The following is a 19,891-nucleotide window of genomic DNA, read 5'->3' on the forward strand; positions in this document are numbered from 1 at the left end:
GGGCCGCCGGGGTCCTTCGTCGTCACGCACCGCCTCAGGAGGTCCAGAAGTCCCACCAGCGGGTCAGGATCAGCATGCCGACCACACCGGTGTGCAGGACCGGCGGCACCCAGCCGAACTCGTCGAGGAAGCCGCGCAGCCAGGCGGGCGCGGGCAGCAGCCGGTGGCGGACGTTGTGCGCGGTCACGGCCCAGAACATGAAGATCGTGGCGACCCAGGCGAGGGAGCACCACAGACACAGCGCGTTGATCTCGTACAGCGACTGGTACTGCAGCCAGGTACAGAAGCCGACGCCGAAGCCGCAACCGGCGTTCAGGCCCAGCCAGTAGGCCCGGCCGAAGCGTGCGCCTGCCAGCAGCGCCATGCCGATGCCGATCACCACGGAGTACGTCGCCAGGCCCAGCATCGGGTTGGGGAAGCCGAAGACGGTCGCCTGGTCGCTCTCCATGACGCTGCCGCAGGACACCACCGGGTTGAGACTGCAGCCGGGTGTGAAGCCCGGGTCCTCGGCGAGCTTGATCTTGTCCGTCATGATGACCCACGCCGCCAGCAGCCCCGCCGCGCCCGTGATCACGAGCAGCCTGGCGAGGGCCCGGCCCCCTCCGACGCCCTCCTTGACGGCCCGCCGCCGTCCCTTCTCCTCGGCGGACACGGGCCCGGTCGCCAAAATTGTCATATTGAATTCACCGATCGGATAGCTTGCAGGGTCGCCAATTGTGCACCAGTCCCGATCCACATTGCGGCATTCGGGTGAATGCCCGGAACCAAACGGCGCAGATGCAGTTGATCAGTCTGCTCCTCGTTCGAGCGTTCATAGCGAAAAGGGACAAGTAAGTGATCAAGAAGATTCTGACGACGGCCATGGTCACGGCTTCCATGGCGGGTGCCGGCGCAATGATGGCCCCGCAGGCTCTGGCTCTCGGCAACGACGGGGGCACCAACTCGGCGAGCGGCAACTTCGCCTCTCAGGAGTACGGCAACTCCGCCACCCACGGCGACATGAGCCCGCAGATGAGCCTCATCCAGGGCTCGCTCAACAAGCCCTGCATCGGTCTGCCGGCCAAGGCCAACGTGGGGTCCCTCATCGGCCTCATCCCGGTCGCCGTCCAGGACGTGCCGATCCTGTCGGCCCCGCAGAACCAGCAGTGCGTCGAGAACTCCACCCAGGCCAAGGGTGACGAGCCGCTGTCGCACATCCTCAGCGACATCCCGGTCCTGTCGGGCAACGGCTCGGCCGTCGACTAGTCGCACCTTCCCCGGTACGCCCCCGAGCGCGCAGCGCGCCCGGGGGCGCAGCCTTGCCCGGAACAAATGAGCAGCGGCGTCACGGGAATTTCGGGAGCGAAATCCGGAACACGGTTCGAAGAATGAATCATGAGGCATACGAGTGACTTTTCCATTCACCGGCCTCGGAGTGGGTTCCGAGCGGGAAACGAATCGTTACTAGTTCTGCGGTGACGCACGTCCGCACAGAATCCGGCAGCGTGGCGCGAAGGTCGTGGCTACGCATGGCGTCACTGCTGAGAGGATCGAAATGAAGCACATGAAGGCTGCAGCAGTCGTCGCGGGCATCATCATGGCCCTGGGCAGCGCGGCGCCCGCCATGGCCGACTCGGGTTCCGACGGCCTCGCCGCCGGCTCGTCGGGCCTGCTCTCCGGGAACGTCATCCAGGTCCCGGTCCACGTCCCGGTCAACGCCTGTGGCAACGCGATCAGCGTGATCGGCCTGCTGAACCCGGCCGGGGGCAACGGCTGCGCCAACCTCTGACACTTCGGGCCGGCGCCGACGGCGCCGGCCGGCAGGGCCCCGGGTGCGCCATCGCCCCGGGGCCCCGCCATGTCCGCCGCCGGGTCAATCGGCCCGGGCGCCCTCCACGCCGGCACGGTGACGGGGCCGCGTCCCGATGACGACGGTGGCGTCCAGGTCCTCGCAGACGGCCACCTGCGCCTCGAGTCCGTGGCGGGTGAAAGCGGCCACGGTCGCGGGCGCCTGCCGCTCGCTGGTCTCGATGAGCAGGGACCCGCCGGGCGCCAGCCACCGGCCGGCCCCCGCGGTCACCCGCCGCTGGATGTCGAGCCCGTCGGCGCCGCCGTCGAGAGCCACCAAGGGCTCGAAGTCACGGGCCTCCGGCGGCAGCAGCCCGATCTCGCCGGTGGGTACGTACGGGGCGTTGGCGATGAGCACGTCGACCCGGCCGGCCAGCGCGGGCGGCAACGGCTCGTAGAGGTCCCCCTGATGGACCCGGCCGCCGACGGGTTCGACGTTGCGCCGGGCGCACCGCACGGCGGCGGGCTCGATGTCGGCGGCGTGCAGCTCACCGGCGCCGACGGCGCGCAGCACCGCCGCCCCCAGCGCTCCGGAGCCGCAGCACAGGTCGACGACGACGGGGCGGGGCGGCGCCAGGGCGACCGCCCGGCCGACGAGGAACTCACTGCGGCGACGGGGCACGAAGACCCCGGGGTCGACGGCCACGCGCACGCCGCGGAACTCGGCCCAGCCGAGCACGTGCTCCAGAGGGAGACCGAGGACGCGCCGCTCGACCATGGCGGCGAGTTCGCGGTGGTCGCGGGCGGCGGAGATCAACAGATCCGCCTCGTCCTCGGCGAACACGCAGCCCGCGGAGCGGAGCGCGGAGACGACGGAGGAGACGGAGGAAGGGGACGGGTACAGCTCGAAGACCGACATGAAAGCCTTTCGGGGGCACCGACGGGGGCGCCCTCGCGGTCACCTGTGCCCGGTGGACCGTACGGCTGTGGGAGAGAGCGCCCAGCCTGCTGCTGCGGGAATGGGTCTCACCTCCTCGGTCGTGGCACCGCTCCCGGATCGCCGGAAGCACTGCTCGGGCGAGCCACCTTACCGGAAGGTGACGAGGGCAACACCCATGCGACCGACCGCCGGTTTCACAGGTGTCCGGCCTTCCTCGCCCCGGTTTCGAAGGGGCCGCGACCGTGCCACCCGGTGAGCAACAAAGCAGACATTCACGCCGTGCTCCCGGTGGCCCAAAACACGGAGCGATCAGCGTTATGCGCCCGTAAGCTCACAGACATGCAGGTGATCCAGTCCACGAAGCTCGCGAACGTCTGTTACGAAATCCGGGGCCCGGTCCTCGAGGAGGCGATGCGGCTCGAGGCAGCAGGTCATCGCATCCTCAAGCTGAACACGGGCAACCCGGCCGCCTTCGGGTTCGAGTGCCCGCCGGAGATCCTCGAGGACATCCTCCGCAACCTCAGCACCGCCCATGGTTACGGCGACGCGAAGGGGCTGCTGTCCGCACGGCGGGCGGTGATGCAGCACTACCAGACCAAGGGCATCGAGCTCGGCGTCGAGGACATCTATCTGGGCAACGGCGTCTCCGAGCTGATCCAGATGTCGATGCAGGCGCTGCTCGACGACGGCGACGAAGTACTCGTACCGGCGCCCGACTATCCGCTGTGGACGGCGTCGGTGTCGCTGTCCGGCGGCACGGCCGTGCACTACCGGTGCGACGAGCAGTCCGACTGGATGCCCGACCTCGCGGACATCGAGCGCAAGATCACCGACCGCACCAAGGCGATCGTGATCATCAACCCGAACAACCCGACGGGCGCCGTCTACGACGACGAGATGCTGCGCAGCCTCACCGAGATCGCCCGGCGCCACAACCTGGTCGTGTGCTCCGACGAGATCTACGACCGGATCCTGTACGACGGCGCGACCCATACCCCCACCGCCGCGCTCGCCCCGGACCTGATGGTCCTCACCTTCAACGGGCTGTCCAAGAACTACCGGGTGGCCGGTTACCGGGCCGGCTGGATGGCGGTCTGCGGCCCCAAGGCGCACGCGTCGTCGTACATCGAGGGGCTGACGATCCTCGCCAACATGCGGCTGTGCGCCAACATGCCCTCGCAGCACGCGGTGGCCACGGCGCTCGGCGGGAGGCAGTCGATCGAGGAGCTCGTGCTGCCGGGCGGCCGGATCCTGGAGCAGCGGGACGTCGCGTACGACCTGCTGACGCAGATTCCCGGGGTGACCTGTGTGAAGCCGAAGGGGGCGCTCTATCTGTTCCCTCGACTCGACCCGAAGGTCTACAAGATCAAGGACGACCGGCAGATGGTGCTGGACCTGCTGCGGGCCGAGAAGATCATGGTCGTCCACGGCACGGGCTTCAACTGGCCGGAGCCGGACCACTTCCGGATCGTGACCCTGCCGACGGCGAAGGACCTGGCGGACGCCGTGACCCGGATCGGCACCTTCCTGGACGGATACGGACAGCCGTAGGGCGCCGCCCACGGGCCGCCCGAAGCCACTCAACTTTAGACTCGATCCAATGTAGGATGGTCTCCTGACTGTGAGCAGGAGGCCATCCCCATGTACGAGCCGATCCGCACCAAGTCGGTCCACTCGGTGGCCGACGAGGCGCAGTACCCCCACCGCAGCCGCGAGGAGGAGCTGGACATCCAGCTGGCCGGTCACCTCGCCGCGCTCCTGGCCGTGACCGACGAACTGGGCCTCGACCGGGCGGCGGACGCCATCGCGGAACAGGTCTCGAGGCTCCGTGGCGCGCCGCCGGCCCGCCACGCGGGCCTCAGCGGCGCCGACCCGGCCGATCTGCACCGGCGGGCTCTCGCCCTCGCCGGCCGGGCCCTCGTCGTCGCCGCGTCGCGCGCGGACACCGCCGCCGCGATCCTCTCCGCCGAGCGGATGGACGCGCACACCGCCGCGCTCGAGGACAAGCACCTCGTCGGCGCCCCCTGACGGCCCCGGTCCACCCCCGCGGCCTTCGGCGCGGGACGTGCCCCGCCCGGGGAGGCTGAGGACCGGGTGCCGCTTGTCCGCGTAGACCCGGCCGGGTCAGGGGTTCTCGAGATCCCTGGCAAGCCCTCCCGGCGCGAAGCGGGGTTGCGGCCCGGCATCTCAGTTTCGTCGGCGCACTTGCCGCACCCCTCGCGGTTTGGCGGGCGCGCGGCGCCCCGCCGGGAGGGCAGCGACCGGCTCGAGCGCCAAGCGGTTCACCGAGAACTGCCGGTTGTGCAGCGTTTGCTTACGGATCCTTTCCGGCAGATCGGGCATCGCCAGAAGACGGTCGCATGCCTGGCGGGAGCCGGCCCAGTCCCCTGCCCAGTACGCGCTGATGGAGTACTCGAACAGCAGGCCCCAGCGGTACACCCACGGCTGCACGAACAGTAGATCCTCCGGCGCCTTTCGGTCGATGCACGCACTGGCGAAGGCATGGGCGACGCGGTGATGGCCCTTGACACGCAGCCGTGAGCACAGCTGATAGACGGCTTCGAGACGGCTGGGCCGTGATTCCCATGCCCGTACGAGCGCATCCATGCCACCCGGCCAGTCCCCACTGTCGGCCTTGAGGATGCCGACCTGGAGCAGGGAGAAATAGACCTCTTCGCCCCAACCGCCCATCTCTGCGCGGCGCTCGTAGAGGGCGATGGCCTCCTCGCTCTTGCCCATGTCGCGCATTGTCTGAGCCAGGTAGAACACTGTGCGGGTATTGGTCGGGTCGCGTTCCATCTCGGCACCCAGCAGACGGGCGTCGCGCTCGAACTTGTCGTGGCGCGCCCCTCCGTCGGCGAAATGCTGGACGACGAGTGCGTCGAGGTTTGCCTGGTCGGCCGGCTCGTCCGTGGTGAGGTATTCGTGGGTGACACCCTCGTACCGCCACCGGATGTCGCCGCGGACCAGCCGTCTGATCCGGTACTCGGTAGCGCCTTCATGGCGCAGCATGTAAGCGGCGGCTGACAACGGAGGCAGAGGCCCCTTCTGAAGCAGCACCTGGTCCGCGTCGAGTAGCAGAAGATAGTCGGCCTTACCCCGGGCATGACTGATGTTCAGGCTGCGGTTGTGGCCGAAGTCGACCCAGCGTTCCTCGTGGAGTTCGCCAGGAATTCCCCTGAGTGCACTGCGAATCAATTGCTGGGTACCGTCGGTCGACCCGGTGTCGGAGATGACCCAGGTGGAGATGAGATCTCGGACCGAGGCAAGGCAGCGCTCGATGACTGCCGACTCGTTCTTCACGATCATGCAGAGGCAGATGGACGGTTTCACGGCATCACCATTCCCGCGGCTATATGCGCGTGCAATCTATGGACTTGGCAGGGGACGGGGCGGCACGGCGCGCTGAAGCGTCGCCCCTTCGGGCCACTTACGGCCCCTTGGCGGCGCTTTTTCTCCCAAAAGCCATTTCAACTGCCTGCGTTCACCGAGCGACGCCGCAACTGGCCGATACCGGTGAATGCCCAGCTCCACGAACTCGTGGCAGAGTGAACCCTTTCGACTCCCGAGCGGGGTGTCATCGGTGCCTCATCACCGGGTGGGCGGGGGCGTATGGGTTCCCGTAAGCAGTGACACATTCAGGCCGTTCAGCCACTTGGTGCCGCTCACCGTGTACTGAGCGCGCAGAGCGCGCTCCTGGGCGTCGGTCAATCCCTGGAGGGGATCCGGCATGTTCCCGAAGACCACGAGCCATACCCGCCGTTCGTTGCCCAGGCACCGCGCCGGTACCGGGCAATCGGCGGACGACAGGTCGCTGCGGTCGGCGGCTGATTCCGCGAGGAACACATCGCGCATCCGCAACTCGCGGGGCAGGTAGAAGTGGACACCGACCCCGAGCATGCGCTCTTCCGCACGGTCGTAGATCACGGCGTCACCCCGCAGGTAATGCTCTTCGATGACGCGTGCCGCCCCCTCATAGTCCACGGCTTGCCTCGAATGCCCACCCGTCTCCCGGATCGGCTCGTGGTCGGGGAGTGTGAGCACGGCGAGCACCACCATGGCCGCCGCGGTGAATTTCGCGGACGGCGCGGCCGCAAGTGCGGCTCCGGCCAGGACCGCCCACGCCGGCAGGACGAACAACATGTAACGGGGATAGAAGTAGGAGAGGTCCCCGTGCGAGACGATCCACAGCACCAGCGGTGGTAGCACTGCGGTCGCGGTCGCGAACCAAGCCGCGCCGCGATTCATCTGCCAGGCCATCACCGCGCACACCATGACCGCCCCGGCCACCAGCGCGGAAACATACAGCTGCGGCCACAGGGTGAGCAGACCCCAGCCGTCGGGCTTGGGGATCCAGGAGATCTGGCGACCCGACTGTGCCCTGCCCATCAGTAGCACGGGTGTCGCGCAGGCCGTTGCGGCCAGGACCGCGACAGCGAAACGCAACAGGGTCCGGCGCTTGCCGCAGGCCCGCGTGGCCACCGCGGCGAGGTGTCCTACGACCACTGTGAGTGCCACCAGGTGCAGCAGACCGACAACTGCCAGTGACAGGGCGTAGCCTGCCCAGCGCCACCGGCTGCCCGGGCGGTCCAGGGCGCGCAGCAGCAGCAGGGTGGCCAGAGCGACGGCGCAGACCACCATGGCGTACGGCCGTGCTTCCTGCCCGTACCGGCTGACCGCCGGGATCAGTGCGAACAGCAGGCCGGCGGCCAGCCCGGCGCGGCGGCCGAACAGCCGTTGCCCGATCAAAGCCACACATGCCGCGGCGCCGGCCATCGCCAGCGCCGAAGGCAGCCGCAGAGCCATGGCGGAATCCCCGAAGACCCCCATCCACGCGTGCAGGAGCAGGTAGTACGCGGCGAGCACCGCATCCACGCGCTGAACCGTGCCCAACAGCTGCGCCGCACTGCGAGAGGCCACGTCCCAGCTGGTCAGTTCGTCGCCCCACAACAGGGGGCGGTCGATCCGGTAGGTGACGACCGCCAGGGTGACCAGCGTGGGCCACAGCCACACACCGTGGCGCTTCCCGTGCTGTCGTTCTGCGTCCTGCGGTGTTCGGGCGGTGCCGGCGGTCCGGACGGCGGGATCCGGATCCCGGGTGACGGTGGAGGAGAGAAGGGGAGAGGGAAGAGACATGCCAAACCCTTAGTGGCTCCGGCACTCCGCCGATGTCACAACAGCGTTGAGCTGTAGCCGTTTTCCCCTGTTCGGCCCTGGGGGCGGCCAAGTGCTCGCCCTCCGCTTCCCGCGCGGCGGCAGCGGCAGGGCTACGAACCATTGCGCCGCGAAATGCCCGTCCCGCTCTCCCACGCCATGAACCTGTGGCGACGCGGGCGGCCGGGACACCGGCCCACCGCCGGCGTCGACGGCGACCCGCGGGTCGCGGATAGGCGGCAAGCCAAGAATGTAGAAACTGGACAAATGAATCACCCTCAGGTCGACGACGCACCCCCCTCCACCCCGCCATCCGCGGTGGGTTGGCGGCAGCGCGCACACCGCGACGACATCGGCATCGGCCCTACCGTCCGCACGGCCGCCTCGACGCCGTTCCGCTTCGATCCCGACGCCGCGGGCCGCGGCATCGTCCAAGGAGCGGCCCTGCTGCTCACCGTGATCCTTCTGTTGCTGATCTCGCGACTGCCGTGGAACGGTGACCTCGGCATCCACGCGGCGACCATCGAGAGTTTGCGGGGCGATCTCCTGGCACCGGGGAGCCCTCAGGTGGACGCCGACAGCGACAGTCCGTACTACTCGCCGTGGACGGTTCTGCTCAGCATCCTGGCCCAGGTGACCGGGGTCGAGACCTTCACGGTGATGCGCTTCGCCGCAGTGGTCTCCGTCAGCACGCTCCTCACCGGCATCTGGCACTTCAGCCGGACGCTCGGCGCTCCCCGTCGCACAGCTCCGCTGGCGCTCGTGTGCCTGCTGTTGCTGTGGGGGCCGCCGTGGTTCGCGTGGAGCGGATTCCTGGAACTCGCCTCGTTGGCGGTGGCGATCTCGTACCCCAGCACGTTTGTCGTGGCACTCTCCTTCCACTTCTGGGCGCTGCTCGCCAAAGCGCTGCGCAGCGCTGCCTCCTGGCCCGCCTTCGGCGGGCTCGGGCTGATGTGGGGGGTGATCCTGCTCAGCCACCAGTACTCGGGGGTCGTCGCGACTCTCGGGGCGCTGGCGCTCCTGCTCGGCTCCCGGCCCTGGCCTGCCCGGGCGACACTGCTGCGGCTGGCAGGCGGGGTCACGCTCGGCATCGTGACGCTCGCGGTGTGGCCGTACTACTCCTTCTTCTCACTCTTCGGCTTCGAGGGACTCGAAGAAATCCACCGCCCTCTGTACGACGACCTGCCGGTGCGCGTCAGTCTGGCGCTGGTGGGCGTGGCCGCCCTGGTAGAGCGGTGGTGTCGAGACCGGCGCGACCCCCTGGTCATCTTCTTTGCCCTGGGAACGCTGATGGTCTCGGTAGGGGGGCTCACCGGCCACTGGTCGTGGGGAAGGGCACTGCCCGCGGTGTTCATCCCGGCCCAGTTGGCGGCGGCGCTGGCGCTGGCCAAGGGCGTCGCCGGCGTCGGCCGCAAGGTGTACGCGGCGATGGCGGGCGTCGCGCTGCTGTTCGGGGCATGGACGCAGGCCGGCACGCTCGGATACGTCTTGGCGTGGGACGCGCTGCCGAAGGCCGTACAGGAGAAGAGCTGGCCGTCCTGGCAAGGCTACGAGTGGCTCAAGCCGCTGGGGGTCCAGCGCGGCGATACGGTCATGTCCTCCCGCGGCGCTTCGCTGATGCTCCCGGCGTACGGCATCCACGCCGTCGCCCCCGGCTTCGACGACATCTTCCTGCCGGACCAGGAACAGCGAAAGGCAGCCGTTGACAGCTACTTCGCGGCTGACACCCCGCGCGCACGTCGCCTGGATATTCTGCACCGCTACCGGGCCCGCTGGGTGCTGCAGTCGCACAACGAAGGCGGACTGCCGCGGAACGATCCGGCGCTGCGCATCGCGGGCTTCGGCCCCAACGGGCAGGTTCTCTACAGAGTCGTGGGCTGAGGCCGAATCACGTACCGGAGTCTTTGCCTGGGCCCGAACAGGGCCGAGCGCGCGAAGGCAGACGCGAGTGGCCGCTGAAGCTGGTCAAGGAGCCGTAGGGGCCACCGCGCCTGCCGGACGGTTCACGGGAACGCTCTCAGCCATAAGCGAAGAAGCCGACATTCGGCTGATCAGGTCCGGACGACGGCGCATGGAGACCCGGATCATTCAGCCGGATCACCCGTTCGCCGCTACCCTTTCGCGCATCTCGCATCCGCTCCGAGCAATGAGACAAATTGACAGCAGACCAGCATCGTTGAATCGGAAAGCGCTGAATTACTCCATTGTGTTGACTTGTTCTGCGTGCCTCTCAACGGCATCGCGCGAGCCACCGAATGATGCCGGGGGAAGCTGAGGAGCTTCCGGATCACCTCTCGGTTCGACAAGGAGCAATTCACATGAGTCCTGAGAACAGGACCTCTTCGAGTTTCGGCCCTCTCCCCCAGCGGGGCAGGTGGCTCGTTGGCGGTGCAATGGCATCGGCGGCACTGATGATGCTCGGCTTCTCCGGCACCGCAATGGCAGCCGGTGTGCAGCACCAGCAGGGCCCGGCGTACGAGTCCCCTGAGGGGGACGAGTGCAAGGGCAACGGGTACGACCTTGAGCTTTCCCGCTTCATGGGTCCGATGGGCGACGACTTCGACCTCGGCCACGACAAGTGCAAGGACAAGGGCAACACCGGCGACACGGGCGACACCGGCCCGAAGGGCGACACCGGTGAAACCGGCCCGAAGGGCGACACCGGTGAAACCGGCCCGAAGGGCGACACCGGTGAAACCGGCCCGAAGGGCGACACCGGTGAAACCGGCCCGTGCATCACGGTCGACTCGACGCAGCCCAACGGCAACGAGCAGTATTTGGCCGCGCTCTTCGACGGGGTGCCCTTCTCCGGCAAGCGCGACGTCATTCCCAACCCGGAGAACACTGTCATCACCTCTGGCCCGATGAACGCCCCGGGCTGGGACGACCTCAGTGACATCGCCGGCTACCCCGCGGAGGCCACAGTCTGCGGCGTCTCGGTCGACGCCAACGGTAGTGACGCGTTCTACAAGATCATCACCACGGACGGCGACGTCTACACCCTGCACTGCGACGGTAGTGGCCAAACCCTCGTGTGCCCGGCCCCGGCGCAGGGGCAGATCCCTCAGTCCCAGTGGAGGGAAGTGACGGATCTGCCGAACGCGGCGCTCGCAAGTGAGCCGCTCACGAACTCGCGGGCCGTCGAGAAGGGCCTCTCGAAGAGTCTGAAGCGGTCCTGATCCCCGTCAGGGCCCCCTGACATGTGCCGTGCCCGGCGCCGACCGGGCACGGCACACGTATGTCCGGCTCAGCGCGTGACGAACACCGTCACCGACGCCTGGCTGCCGGTGTGCAGGTCGTCGCCTGCGTACGACACCGTGTACGTCACATCGCGCCGTGCGCGCGGCAGGTCCTTGACCGTGAACGTGCCGTCGGCCGCGACCGGCACCGAGGACAGGGTGCCCGTGCCCAGCCGGTCCGTGCGCTCGACCGCGAGCGTGACGCCGGCGGGGAGTGCGCGGCCCTGGGCGGTCAGCCTGCCGGTGATCTCGACGCCGGCGGCCATCGACGCCTCCGCCGGAGCCGTGAGCGCGATCGACGTCGGCGCCTTCGCGACGTCGACGGTGAGGGAGACGTCCTCGGCCGGGCGGTGGGTGAGGTCGCCGAGGAACGAGACCGTGTAGGTCGCGCTGCCGACGGCGTCCGGCACGTCCAGCACCGTGAAGGTCCCGTCCGCCGCGACCTCCGCCTCGGCGAGCTTGCGCGTGCCGTCGGCCGTGGTGCGTACGGCGCTGACCCTGACGGGCTCGGCCGGCGCGGTGCCGTCGAGTTCGAGGCGGCCGCGGATGCCGACCGGTTCGCCGACGACGGCCTGTCCCGGGGTGCGGGTCAGCGCGCCGGAGAAGCGGGAGTCGTACTGGGCGGCCGGGGGCTGCACGATGTGCAGCCAGAAGGCGTTGCCGTACGCGTTGGTGGTGACGGCGAACAGCCGGGAGCCGTCCTTGGACCACTCCAGGCCGCGCGGGACGACACGGCTTCCGTCGAGGTCGCCCTCCAAGGCGAACTCCATCGCCGTCGTGCCGTTCGCCGGGTCGGCCGGCTGGATCAGCAGGTCGGGGGTGCTGCCCGTGGCCGAGGCTCCGCGCGCCACGTACTTCCCGTCGCCGCTGAAGGCGACGGCGGACGCCGTCGCGCCCGTGGGCAGCGGCTGGTAGCCGGGGCCGGCGTCGCTCAGGTCGCCGGAGTTCAGCAGGCGCGTGCCGTACGCGGCGTCGGCGACCGCGAGCCGGCTGCCGTCCGCGCTGACGGCGATGTCCTTCAGGTCCAGCGCGCCCTTGCCCTCGGCGTCCGCGAAACGGCGGGAGTCACCGCGCACGGGGGTGTCGCCGGAGGTGTCGAACGACGTGAGGAACGGGTCGGGCGAGACCGGGCCCTTGGCCTGGCCCATGAACAGCCGGTCCGCCGCCCCGTCACCGGTCGCCAGCAGCAGCTTGCCCGCGGCGTTCCAGTTGGTGCGCGTGTGCACCCCGCCCACCACCGAGTCCAGGTCGGTCCGGTTCTGGTCGCAGTAGGAGTCGTTGGACGCGGGGGTGGTGGTGTGCCAGCGCTTGGTTCCGGTGACCGCGAGTTCCCGGCCGCAGTAGTCCTGGTAGACGCCGGTGCGGCCGGTCTCCTGAAGGGTCAGGGTGTCGTAGGCGAAGACGCCTTCGCGCTGGCCCACGTACAGGGTGGCCGCGTCCTCGCTCAGCGCGAGACCGGAGGCGCGGGTCTCGGTGGTGAATGAACCGACCCGGTGGCCCTCGAAGTCGTAGGCGACGACCAAGCCCCCGTACAGGGCGGCTGCCGACTTGTCGGAGATGAAGACGCGCTGGTTCCGCGAGTCGACCACCATGTCCGAGAACGAGGAAGCGGGCAGCTTCGCCACCACGTCGGACGCTTCCGCCGCGTGTGCGGCGGGCGCCGCGAGGACGAGCCCCGTGCCGCCGACCGCGAATGCGGCCACCATCGCGGCAAGACGTCTCACGTTGTACTGAAAAGCGCTCAACTGTGCCCCCCACAGGCTCAATTCACGTTCATCGTCGAACATGAAGATCCCATGGAACATGTGAGCGATGCGTGTACGCAAGGCGCCGCGCCTTAACAACGAGAGACTTCGGCCCCCGGAGCCTGAGGGGGCTCCGGGGGCCGTTCACGCGTGACGGGTCGTTCGTGACCCCCACTGGTCAGGGCGGATGTCGGGGCGCCCCGCCACGCGGCCTACGGGGTGGCTCAGCCGAGGCGGGCCACCAGTGCGCGGTACTCGTCCCACAGCTCCTTGGGCGTGTGGTCACCGAAGGTGTTGAGGTGCTCGGGAACCAGAGCGGCCTCCTCGCGCCAGACCTCGGCGTCGACCTTGAGCAGGAAGTCGAGGTCCTCCTCCGGCATCTCCAGGCCCTCGGTGTCGAGCGCGTCGCGCGTCGGCAGGATGCCGATCGGCGTCTCGACGCCCTCGGCCTTGCCCTCGAGGCGCTCCACGATCCACTTCAGCACGCGGCTGTTCTCGCCGAAGCCGGGCCAGACGAACTTGCCGGCGTCGTTCTTGCGGAACCAGTTCACGTAGTAGATCTTCGGCAGCTTGGACGCGTCCGCATCGGCGCCGACCTTGAGCCAGTGGGCCATGTAGTCGCCCATGTTGTAGCCGCAGAACGGCAGCATGGCGAAGGGGTCGCGGCGCAGCTCGCCGACCTTGCCCTCGGCGGCGGCGGTCTTCTCGGAGGCGACGTTCGCGCCCAGGAAGACGCCGTGCTGCCAGTTGAAGGACTCGGTCACCAGCGGGACCGCGGAGGCGCGGCGGCCGCCGAAGAGGATCGCCGAGATCGGCACGCCCTTCGGGTCCTCCCACTCCGGCGCGGCGATCGGGCACTGCGAGGCCGGGACGGTGAAGCGGGCGTTGGGGTGGGCGGCCGGAGTCGCGGACTCGGGCGTCCAGTCGTTGCCCTTCCAGTCCGTGAGGTGGGCCGGGGGCTCCTCGGTCATGCCCTCCCACCACACGTCGCCGTCGTCGGTGAGCGCGACGTTGGTGAAGACGGCGTTGCCCCAGAGCGTCTTCATGGCGTTGGCGTTGGTGTGCTCACCGGTGCCGGGCGCGACGCCGAAGAAGCCCGCCTCGGGGTTGATCGCGTAGAGGCGGCCGTCCTCGCCGAAGCGCATCCAGGCGATGTCGTCGCCGATGGTCTCGACCGTCCAGCCGGAGATCGTGGGCTCCAGCATGGCGAGGTTGGTCTTGCCGCAGGCGGACGGGAACGCGGCAGCCACGTACTTGGACTCGCCCTGCGGCGGGGTGAGCTTGAGGATCAGCATGTGCTCGGCGAGCCAGCCCTCGTCGCGGGCCATGACGGACGCGATGCGCAGCGCGTAACACTTCTTTCCGAGCAGGGCGTTGCCGCCGTAGCCGGAGCCGTAGGACCAGATCTCACGGGTCTCGGGGAAGTGCGAGATGTACTTGGTGGAGTTGCACGGCCACGGGACGTCGGCCTCGCCCTCCGCCAGGGGCGCGCCCAGCGTGTGGACGGCCTTGACGAAGAAGCCGTCCTCGCCCAGTTCGTCGAGGACGGCCTGGCCCATGCGGGTCATGGTGCGCATGGACACGGCGACGTACGCGGAGTCGGTGATCTCGACGCCGATCGCGGACAGCGGCGAGCCGAGCGGGCCCATGCAGAAGGGCACGACGTACATCGTGCGGCCCTTCATCGAGCCGCGGAAGATCCCCTTCTCACCGGCGAAGATGTCCTTCATCTCCGCAGGCGCCTTCCAGTGGTTCGTCGGGCCGGCGTCCTCCTCCTTCTCGGAGCAGATGAAGGTGCGGTCCTCGACGCGGGCGACGTCGGAGGGGTCGGACGCGGCGTAGTAGGAGTTGGGGCGCTTGATCGGGTCCAGTTTCTTGAACGTGCCCTTGGCCACCAGCTCCTCGGCCAGCCGCTCGTACTCGGCCTCCGAGCCGTCGCACCAGACGATGTTGTCCGGCTGCGTGAGAGCTGCGATCTCGTCGACCCAGGAAATGAGCTCCTGGTGATTGGTGGGGACGCTGGGAGCCGCGATGTCGCGCGCCACGATCGCTCCTAAGTGAGGGTTTGTTTGGTTTGTGCCCCGTGGGGGCCGCGACCCGGATGCTTCATACCTACTTTTGGCTGGCGCTCATCCGGTGCCGACCGCACTCATCTGATCATCGGTGCCGAATGCCCATATGTCCAGAGGCCCTCTCACGTGAGCATCGCCACTCGTCACTGTTACCTACGGTTGCGTAGGTAACATTCGGGCATGACTGCAGCCATGCCCGACGTGACCGAGATGGACCCGCCCCCGGTGAAACCGCGGCTGCGCGGGTGGCTGCACGCAGGAATGTTCCCCGCCGTGGTGATCGCGGGAATCACCCTCACCGCACTCGCGGACTCGACCAAGGCCAAGATCGCCTGCGGCGTCTACGTGGTGACCGCCTGCCTGCTCTTCGGCGTCAGCGCGCTCTACCACCGCGGCAACTGGGGCCCGCGCGCCACGGCCGTGCTGCGCCGGCTGGACCACGCCAACATCTTCCTGATCATCGCGGGCACCTACACGCCGCTCACGCTGCTCCTGCTCCCCTCGTCCACAGGGCGGGTACTGCTGTGGGCGGTCTGGGTGGCCGCGGTGGCCGGGATCGCCTTCCGGGTGTTCTGGGTGGGCGCACCGCGCTGGCTGTACACGCCCTGCTACATAGCGATGGGCTGGGCCGCGGTGTTCTTCCTGCCCGACTTCCTGCGCGAGGGCGGCATCGCCGTGCTCGTGCTGGTGGTCGTCGGCGGCCTGCTCTACAGCGCGGGCGGCGTGATCTACGGGCTCAAGCGACCGAACCCGTCACCGCGGTGGTTCGGCTTCCACGAGGTGTTCCACTCCCTCACGCTCGCGGCGTTCATCGTCCACTACGTGGGGATCTCCCTGGTGGCGTACCAGCACTCCTGAGCCGGGGTGCCCGGCTCAGGACCACAACCAAATATTGACGCTCACCTCTTTTTGAGAGTTACTGTCATTTGACACTGACTCTCTGAAGGAGGTGCGTCATGTCCGCACCCGACGCCCGGCGCTGGTGGGCACTGGCAGCGATGGTCGCGAGCCTGCTCGTCCTGGGCTTCGACATGACCATCCTGAACGTGGCCCTGCCCGCCATGGCGGAACAGCTCGGCGCCACCACAGGGGAGCAGCAGTGGATGGCGGACGGCTACATCGTGGTCTTCGCCGCCCTGATGCTCCCCGCCGGGCTGATCGGCGACCGGTTCGGCCGCCGGCGGATGCTGGTGACGGGCCTCGGCGTCTTCCTGGCCGGCTCGGTCGCCGGCGCCCTCGCCGACGACGTCACCACCGTCATCGCCGCACGCGCCGCCATGGGCGTCGGCGCCGCCTTCGTGATGCCGCTCGGCATGGCCGTCGTGCCGTCGCTGTTCGCCGGCCGGGAGCGGGCCAAGGCCGTCGGTGTCGTCACCGCCGCCTCCGCGCTCGGACTGCCGCTCGGACCGGTCGTCGGCGGCTGGCTGCTCGACCACTTCTGGTGGGGCTCCGTCTTCGTCGTCAACATCCCGATGGTCGCGATCGGGATCACCGCCTGCCTGTTCCTGCTGCCGGAGACCCGCGACCCCGTGGCGCCCCGGGTCGGCGTCCTGTCCACGGCGCTGACCGCAACCGGTCTCGGCGCGCTGATCTACGGCATCATCGAGGCGCCCGTCCGCGGCTGGACGGACCCGGTGGTCCTCGGCGCACTCGCCGCCGCCGCGGTGCTGATCGCGGCCCTCGTCGTACGGGAGAGGCGCGCGGCACGGCCCATGCTCGACATGGCTCTCCTCGCCGACCGCTCGTTCCTGCTCAACACCCTGACCGTGACCCTGGCGATGTTCATGCTCTCCGGGCTGATGTTCGTGCTCCCGCCGTACCTCCAGGCCGTCCTCGGGAACGACGCCCTCGGCACCGGGGTGCGGATGCTGCCCCTGATGGGCGGGCTGATCGTCGCCGCGAAGGGCGGTGCCCCGCTGGCCGAGCGGTTCGGCGCCCATGCCGTGATCACCGCCGGGCTCGTCGTTCTCGCCTTCGCGGGCTTCCTCGGCAGCCGCGTCACCGCGGAGAGCGGCTACGGCTTCACCGCGCTGTGGCTGTCGGTCGCCGGGCTCGGCTTCGGCTTCTCGATGGTGCCCGCGATGACGGCCGCCATCGACACCCTGCCGCCGGACCGCGCCGGCTCCGGCTCCGGGCTGCTGACGACCGTACGCCAGGTCGGCAGCGCGATCGGGATCGCGATCGTCGGGTCGCTGCTGGCGGCCGTCTACGAAAGCCGGCTGCCGGCCGGCGCGCCCGACGCGGCCGGGGACTCCGTGATCGCCGCGCATCTGCTGGGCGACCCGGCGCTCACCTCGGCGGCGGACGCCGCGTACGCGAGGGGCATGGGTGCGGTGCTGCTGGTCTCCGGGATCGCCGCGCTGATCACGGCGCTCCTCGCGGCGGCCCTGCTGCCGAGGACGGGAAGCACCGTGGCCGCCGTGACCCGGGACGTGGCCGGGGCGACGGCGGATGCCCGACAATGACGACCATGGCCGCCACCGCACCTCTCCCGTTCGAACAGCACCAGCCCCCGATGGGGCTGCGGGAGCGCAAGAAGCTCAAGACCCGTATCGCGATCCGCAAGGCCACGTACCGGCTGATCGCCGAGCAGGGGTACGACGCGACCACGGTCGAGCAGATCGCGGCGGCGGCCGAGGTCTCTCCCTCCACGGTCTTCCGCTACTTCCCCACCAAGGAAGACATCGTCCTCACCGACGAGTTCGACCCGGTCATGGAAGCGGTGCTGCGGACGCGGCCTGCGGACGAACCGCCGCTCGAGTCCCTGCGGGTCATCCTGACCGACGCCGTCGCCGCGATCCTCGAGAACGAGCCCGAGGAGATGCAGCTGCGCACCCGGCTCATGCTCGAGGTCCCCGCCCTGCGGGCCCGGATGACCGAGACGATGGCCGAGACCTCCCAGCTGCTCGCCCGCCCGATCGCCGACCGGGCGGGCCGGGAACCGGACGACCTGGAGGTACGGGTCTTCACCGCCGCCGTCATGGCCGCGCTGCGCGAGGCGCTGATCCACTGGGGCGAGCGCGGGCAGCAGGACGACCTGGTCGCTCTCGTGGACCGCACGCTGGACGTGCTGGAGGGCGGCCTGCGGCTCTGATCGCCTGGCAGCGCCGGGAGGTTCGCCCTCCGGGGGCTGCCGTACCGGGCGGCGATCCGCTGCCCGATCATGACGGCATGTCGAACACCTCACGGCGTGGTCTTCTCGCCGTCCTCGCCGCCTCCGCCGCTGCCGTCCCGCTCGGCGCTCTGACAGCCGCCCCGGCCCGCGCCGCGGGGCCCGCCCGGGCCGCGGCGCCGCTCGCGGCCCCGGCCGGCCTCGGCACCGCCCGCTCATCCGTCACCCAGGCCCCGCTGGACGCCTCGTACTTCACCCGGCTGACGCTGCACACTCCGCTCACCGCCACCGTGCTGCCGGGGACCCCGGCGCGGACCGAGGTCACCTCCGGCGGCGAACGCGTCGCGCTGCTGACCCATGGCGCGCGGACCGTCGTACTGCCCGGCCCCGAAAGGACGTTCACCGAGAACAAGAAGCCGTACACGGACGACTTCGGGCGCACCCTGCCGGACCTGGCGCTGCCGGCGGCGGAGCGCCGCTACTGGGGAAGCACGCCCGGCGGCGGCAGCTGGTCCACGCTCGGGCCCGACGAGACCGATTACTCGGTAGCGCCCGGCGCCGGCGTCATCGCCCTCACCACCGACCACGCGAGCCGCCACGCCAGCGTGCGCGACGACGGCATCACCGACGTCGACGTGCGTTCTGTGGCCCGGTTCGACAAGGTGCCCACCGGTCAGGCCTGCTCGTACGCGCTGTCCTTCGGCTATCAGAGCACCCACGACAACTACCGGGCCCGGCTGTCGTTCCTCACCTCGGGCGCGGTCGAACTGCGCGTCGAGAAGGAGGTCGCCGACAACGTCACCCAGCTGGCCTCCGCCCTCACGCTCGCCACCGGTGTGCCCGCCGGGACCGACTGGACGATCCGGGTGCGCCGTGAAGGCACCCGGATCCGGGCCAAGGCATGGCGATCGGACCTCGCGGAGCCGTCCGCCTGGGCCGTCGACGTCAGCGACTCCACATTCGGCGCCGGACGGGTCGGCCTGCGGGCACTGGCCAACAGCGGCTGCACCAATCTGCCCGTCAGGCTCACCGTCAGCCGCTTCCAGGTCGACGCCGCCGCTTGGGAGACGCCGCCCAGCGTCACGCACCGGGACTGGGTGCGGGTGCTGCCTCAGCCGTTCGACGGGAGCTGGACACCGGAGCTCGAGCAGACGATACGCGGCTGGGCCGGCTCCACCGCTCCCGACGTCCTCGCCCACGCGGCCATGTTCCTGCCCGGCGCCCCGGCGGTGACGAGCGGGACGGGACCGGCCAAGGACAAGCAGGTGCTGGGCGAGGCCGGGTACGGATACCTCGATCCGCGGGGCGACCGCTATGAAGGCGCCGACTTCCACGAGTACATGAACCTCGGCTGGACCTTCCCCGACGGCACCTGGACGGGGCCGTCCGCCAAGCAGGTCGGCAACCTCGACTGCTCGGGCTACACACGCATGGTCTACGGCTTCCACCTGGGCGTGCCGCTGGCCGCGGGCGAGGACACGTCGGGCACCCGGCTCCCGCGCAGGTCGCGTGACATGGCCGAGCACGCGCCCGGCGTCCGCATCGACCGGACCGACGGCACCCGGCCGCCCGCCGCCACGCAGTTGCAACCCGGTGACCTGGTCTTGTTCAACGCCGACTCGGGGGACGACGGCGTGAGCGCCACGGTCGACCACGTCGGCATCTACCTGGGCTTGGACCAGGCCGGCAGCCGCCGCTTCCTGTCCAGCCGCAAGACCGTCGACGGGCCGACGATGTCCGACCTGGGCGGCGCGTCGCTGCTCGACGGCACGGGCACGTACGCCAGGACGCTGCACACCGTGCACCGCATCTGACGCCGCGCCGACGCCCTCGCCGGCCAGGGGAGGGCGTCGGTCCGGTCC

General features: G+C 69.6%; 16 protein-coding genes. 10 read left to right on the top strand and 6 right to left on the bottom strand.

Translation table 11 applies throughout. The annotated features are described in order from the left end of the window. Positions 1-34 precede the first annotated feature (34 nt). Entirely contained in the window at positions 35-676 is a 642-nt protein-coding gene (locus ACWGH4_RS12410; protein WP_453459127.1) for a vitamin K epoxide reductase family protein, read from the bottom strand. Positions 677-834: 158 nt separating this feature from the next. Between ACWGH4_RS12410 and ACWGH4_RS12415 the strand changes: the two genes are divergently transcribed. Both ACWGH4_RS12415 and ACWGH4_RS12420 read left to right on the top strand, forming a co-directional pair. After that, positions 835-1,245: a rodlin gene (locus tag ACWGH4_RS12415; protein ID WP_441263915.1), complete on the top strand. Its 411-nt coding sequence runs from the start codon at positions 835-837 to the stop codon at positions 1,243-1,245. 289 nt (positions 1,246-1,534) lie between these two features. Beyond that, positions 1,535-1,768 (top strand): chaplin, encoded by a 234-nt coding sequence (locus ACWGH4_RS12420; RefSeq protein ID WP_453459130.1) that lies wholly within the window; start codon positions 1,535-1,537, stop codon positions 1,766-1,768. Positions 1,769-1,852: 84 nt separating this feature from the next. Here ACWGH4_RS12420 and ACWGH4_RS12425 read toward each other — a convergent pair whose 3' ends face one another. Beyond that, positions 1,853-2,686, bottom strand: a complete 834-nt coding sequence (locus ACWGH4_RS12425; protein WP_453459132.1) for a putative protein N(5)-glutamine methyltransferase — start codon at positions 2,684-2,686, stop codon at positions 1,853-1,855. 360 nt (positions 2,687-3,046) lie between these two features. Between ACWGH4_RS12425 and ACWGH4_RS12430 the strand changes: the two genes are divergently transcribed. Beyond that, complete coding sequence (locus ACWGH4_RS12430; protein ID WP_005312781.1) at positions 3,047-4,258, top strand: pyridoxal phosphate-dependent aminotransferase; 1,212 nt, start codon at positions 3,047-3,049, stop codon at positions 4,256-4,258. A gap of 90 nt (positions 4,259-4,348) precedes the next feature. Further along, entirely contained in the window at positions 4,349-4,735 is a 387-nt protein-coding gene (locus tag ACWGH4_RS12435; RefSeq protein WP_453459135.1) for an SCO4983 family protein, read from the top strand. 159 nt (positions 4,736-4,894) lie between these two features. Here the strand turns inward: ACWGH4_RS12435 and ACWGH4_RS12440 are convergent, their stop codons facing one another. After that, positions 4,895-6,040 (bottom strand): glycosyltransferase, encoded by a 1,146-nt coding sequence (locus ACWGH4_RS12440; protein ID WP_453459138.1) that lies wholly within the window; start codon positions 6,038-6,040, stop codon positions 4,895-4,897. Between the two features lie 258 nt (positions 6,041-6,298). Continuing rightward, on the bottom strand, positions 6,299-7,843 hold the full coding sequence (locus ACWGH4_RS12445) for a glycosyltransferase family 39 protein (protein ID WP_453459141.1): 1,545 nt from the start codon (positions 7,841-7,843) through the stop codon (positions 6,299-6,301). A 285-nt stretch (positions 7,844-8,128) separates the two neighbouring features. On the opposite strand from ACWGH4_RS12445, the gene ACWGH4_RS12450 reads away from it, so the two are divergent. Further along, complete coding sequence (locus ACWGH4_RS12450; protein WP_453459144.1) at positions 8,129-9,742, top strand: hypothetical protein; 1,614 nt, start codon at positions 8,129-8,131, stop codon at positions 9,740-9,742. A 512-nt stretch (positions 9,743-10,254) separates the two neighbouring features. After that, positions 10,255-11,040: a hypothetical protein gene (locus ACWGH4_RS12455; RefSeq protein WP_453459147.1), complete on the top strand. Its 786-nt coding sequence runs from the start codon at positions 10,255-10,257 to the stop codon at positions 11,038-11,040. A gap of 68 nt (positions 11,041-11,108) precedes the next feature. Here the strand turns inward: ACWGH4_RS12455 and ACWGH4_RS12460 are convergent, their stop codons facing one another. Together ACWGH4_RS12460 and ACWGH4_RS12465 are read right to left on the bottom strand one after the other, a co-directional pair. Then, positions 11,109-12,824, bottom strand: a complete 1,716-nt coding sequence (locus ACWGH4_RS12460) for an Ig-like domain repeat protein (RefSeq protein WP_453459149.1) — start codon at positions 12,822-12,824, stop codon at positions 11,109-11,111. Positions 12,825-13,069: 245 nt separating this feature from the next. Further along, positions 13,070-14,890: a phosphoenolpyruvate carboxykinase (GTP) gene (locus ACWGH4_RS12465; protein ID WP_453459152.1), complete on the bottom strand. Its 1,821-nt coding sequence runs from the start codon at positions 14,888-14,890 to the stop codon at positions 13,070-13,072. Positions 14,891-15,097: 207 nt separating this feature from the next. On the opposite strand from ACWGH4_RS12465, the gene trhA reads away from it, so the two are divergent. The 4 genes from trhA to ACWGH4_RS12485 all read left to right on the top strand — a co-directional run bounded on the left by trhA (position 15,098) and on the right by ACWGH4_RS12485 (position 19,843). Next, positions 15,098-15,775: a PAQR family membrane homeostasis protein TrhA gene (gene trhA / locus ACWGH4_RS12470; protein WP_441263906.1), complete on the top strand. Its 678-nt coding sequence runs from the start codon at positions 15,098-15,100 to the stop codon at positions 15,773-15,775. A gap of 98 nt (positions 15,776-15,873) precedes the next feature. Then, positions 15,874-17,382: an MFS transporter gene (locus tag ACWGH4_RS12475; protein WP_453459155.1), complete on the top strand. Its 1,509-nt coding sequence runs from the start codon at positions 15,874-15,876 to the stop codon at positions 17,380-17,382. Positions 17,383-17,387: 5 nt separating this feature from the next. Further along, the gene (locus ACWGH4_RS12480) at positions 17,388-18,011 is read left to right on the top strand and encodes a TetR/AcrR family transcriptional regulator (RefSeq protein WP_453459158.1); all 624 of its coding nucleotides are present in this window, start codon (positions 17,388-17,390) and stop codon (positions 18,009-18,011) included. A gap of 77 nt (positions 18,012-18,088) precedes the next feature. Then, positions 18,089-19,843 carry an NlpC/P60 family protein gene (locus ACWGH4_RS12485; RefSeq protein WP_453459160.1) on the top strand — a complete coding sequence of 585 codons (1,755 nt, stop codon included), beginning with the start codon at positions 18,089-18,091 and terminating at the stop codon, positions 19,841-19,843. Positions 19,844-19,891 lie beyond the last annotated feature (48 nt).

Source organism: Streptomyces sp. NPDC054847 (assembly GCF_053610925.1).

Bases quoted from the DNA above. Each gene is read 5' to 3' on its own strand.
- ACWGH4_RS12445 (WP_453459141.1), bottom strand. From the start codon at position 7,843: ATGTCTCTTCCCTCTCCCCTTCTCTCCTCCACCGTCACCCGGGATCCG.
- ACWGH4_RS12430 (WP_005312781.1), top strand. From the start codon at position 3,047: ATGCAGGTGATCCAGTCCACGAAGCTCGCGAACGTCTGTTACGAAATC.
- ACWGH4_RS12410 (WP_453459127.1), bottom strand. From the start codon at position 676: ATGACAATTTTGGCGACCGGGCCCGTGTCCGCCGAGGAGAAGGGACGG.
- ACWGH4_RS12435 (WP_453459135.1), top strand. From the start codon at position 4,349: ATGTACGAGCCGATCCGCACCAAGTCGGTCCACTCGGTGGCCGACGAG.
- ACWGH4_RS12485 (WP_453459160.1), top strand. From the start codon at position 18,089: ATGTCGAACACCTCACGGCGTGGTCTTCTCGCCGTCCTCGCCGCCTCC.
- ACWGH4_RS12475 (WP_453459155.1), top strand. From the start codon at position 15,874: ATGTCCGCACCCGACGCCCGGCGCTGGTGGGCACTGGCAGCGATGGTC.
- ACWGH4_RS12480 (WP_453459158.1), top strand. From the start codon at position 17,388: ATGGCCGCCACCGCACCTCTCCCGTTCGAACAGCACCAGCCCCCGATG.
- ACWGH4_RS12450 (WP_453459144.1), top strand. From the start codon at position 8,129: ATGAATCACCCTCAGGTCGACGACGCACCCCCCTCCACCCCGCCATCC.
- ACWGH4_RS12425 (WP_453459132.1), bottom strand. From the start codon at position 2,686: ATGTCGGTCTTCGAGCTGTACCCGTCCCCTTCCTCCGTCTCCTCCGTC.
- trhA (WP_441263906.1), top strand. From the start codon at position 15,098: ATGACTGCAGCCATGCCCGACGTGACCGAGATGGACCCGCCCCCGGTG.
- ACWGH4_RS12420 (WP_453459130.1), top strand. From the start codon at position 1,535: ATGAAGCACATGAAGGCTGCAGCAGTCGTCGCGGGCATCATCATGGCC.
- ACWGH4_RS12455 (WP_453459147.1), top strand. From the start codon at position 10,255: ATGGCATCGGCGGCACTGATGATGCTCGGCTTCTCCGGCACCGCAATG.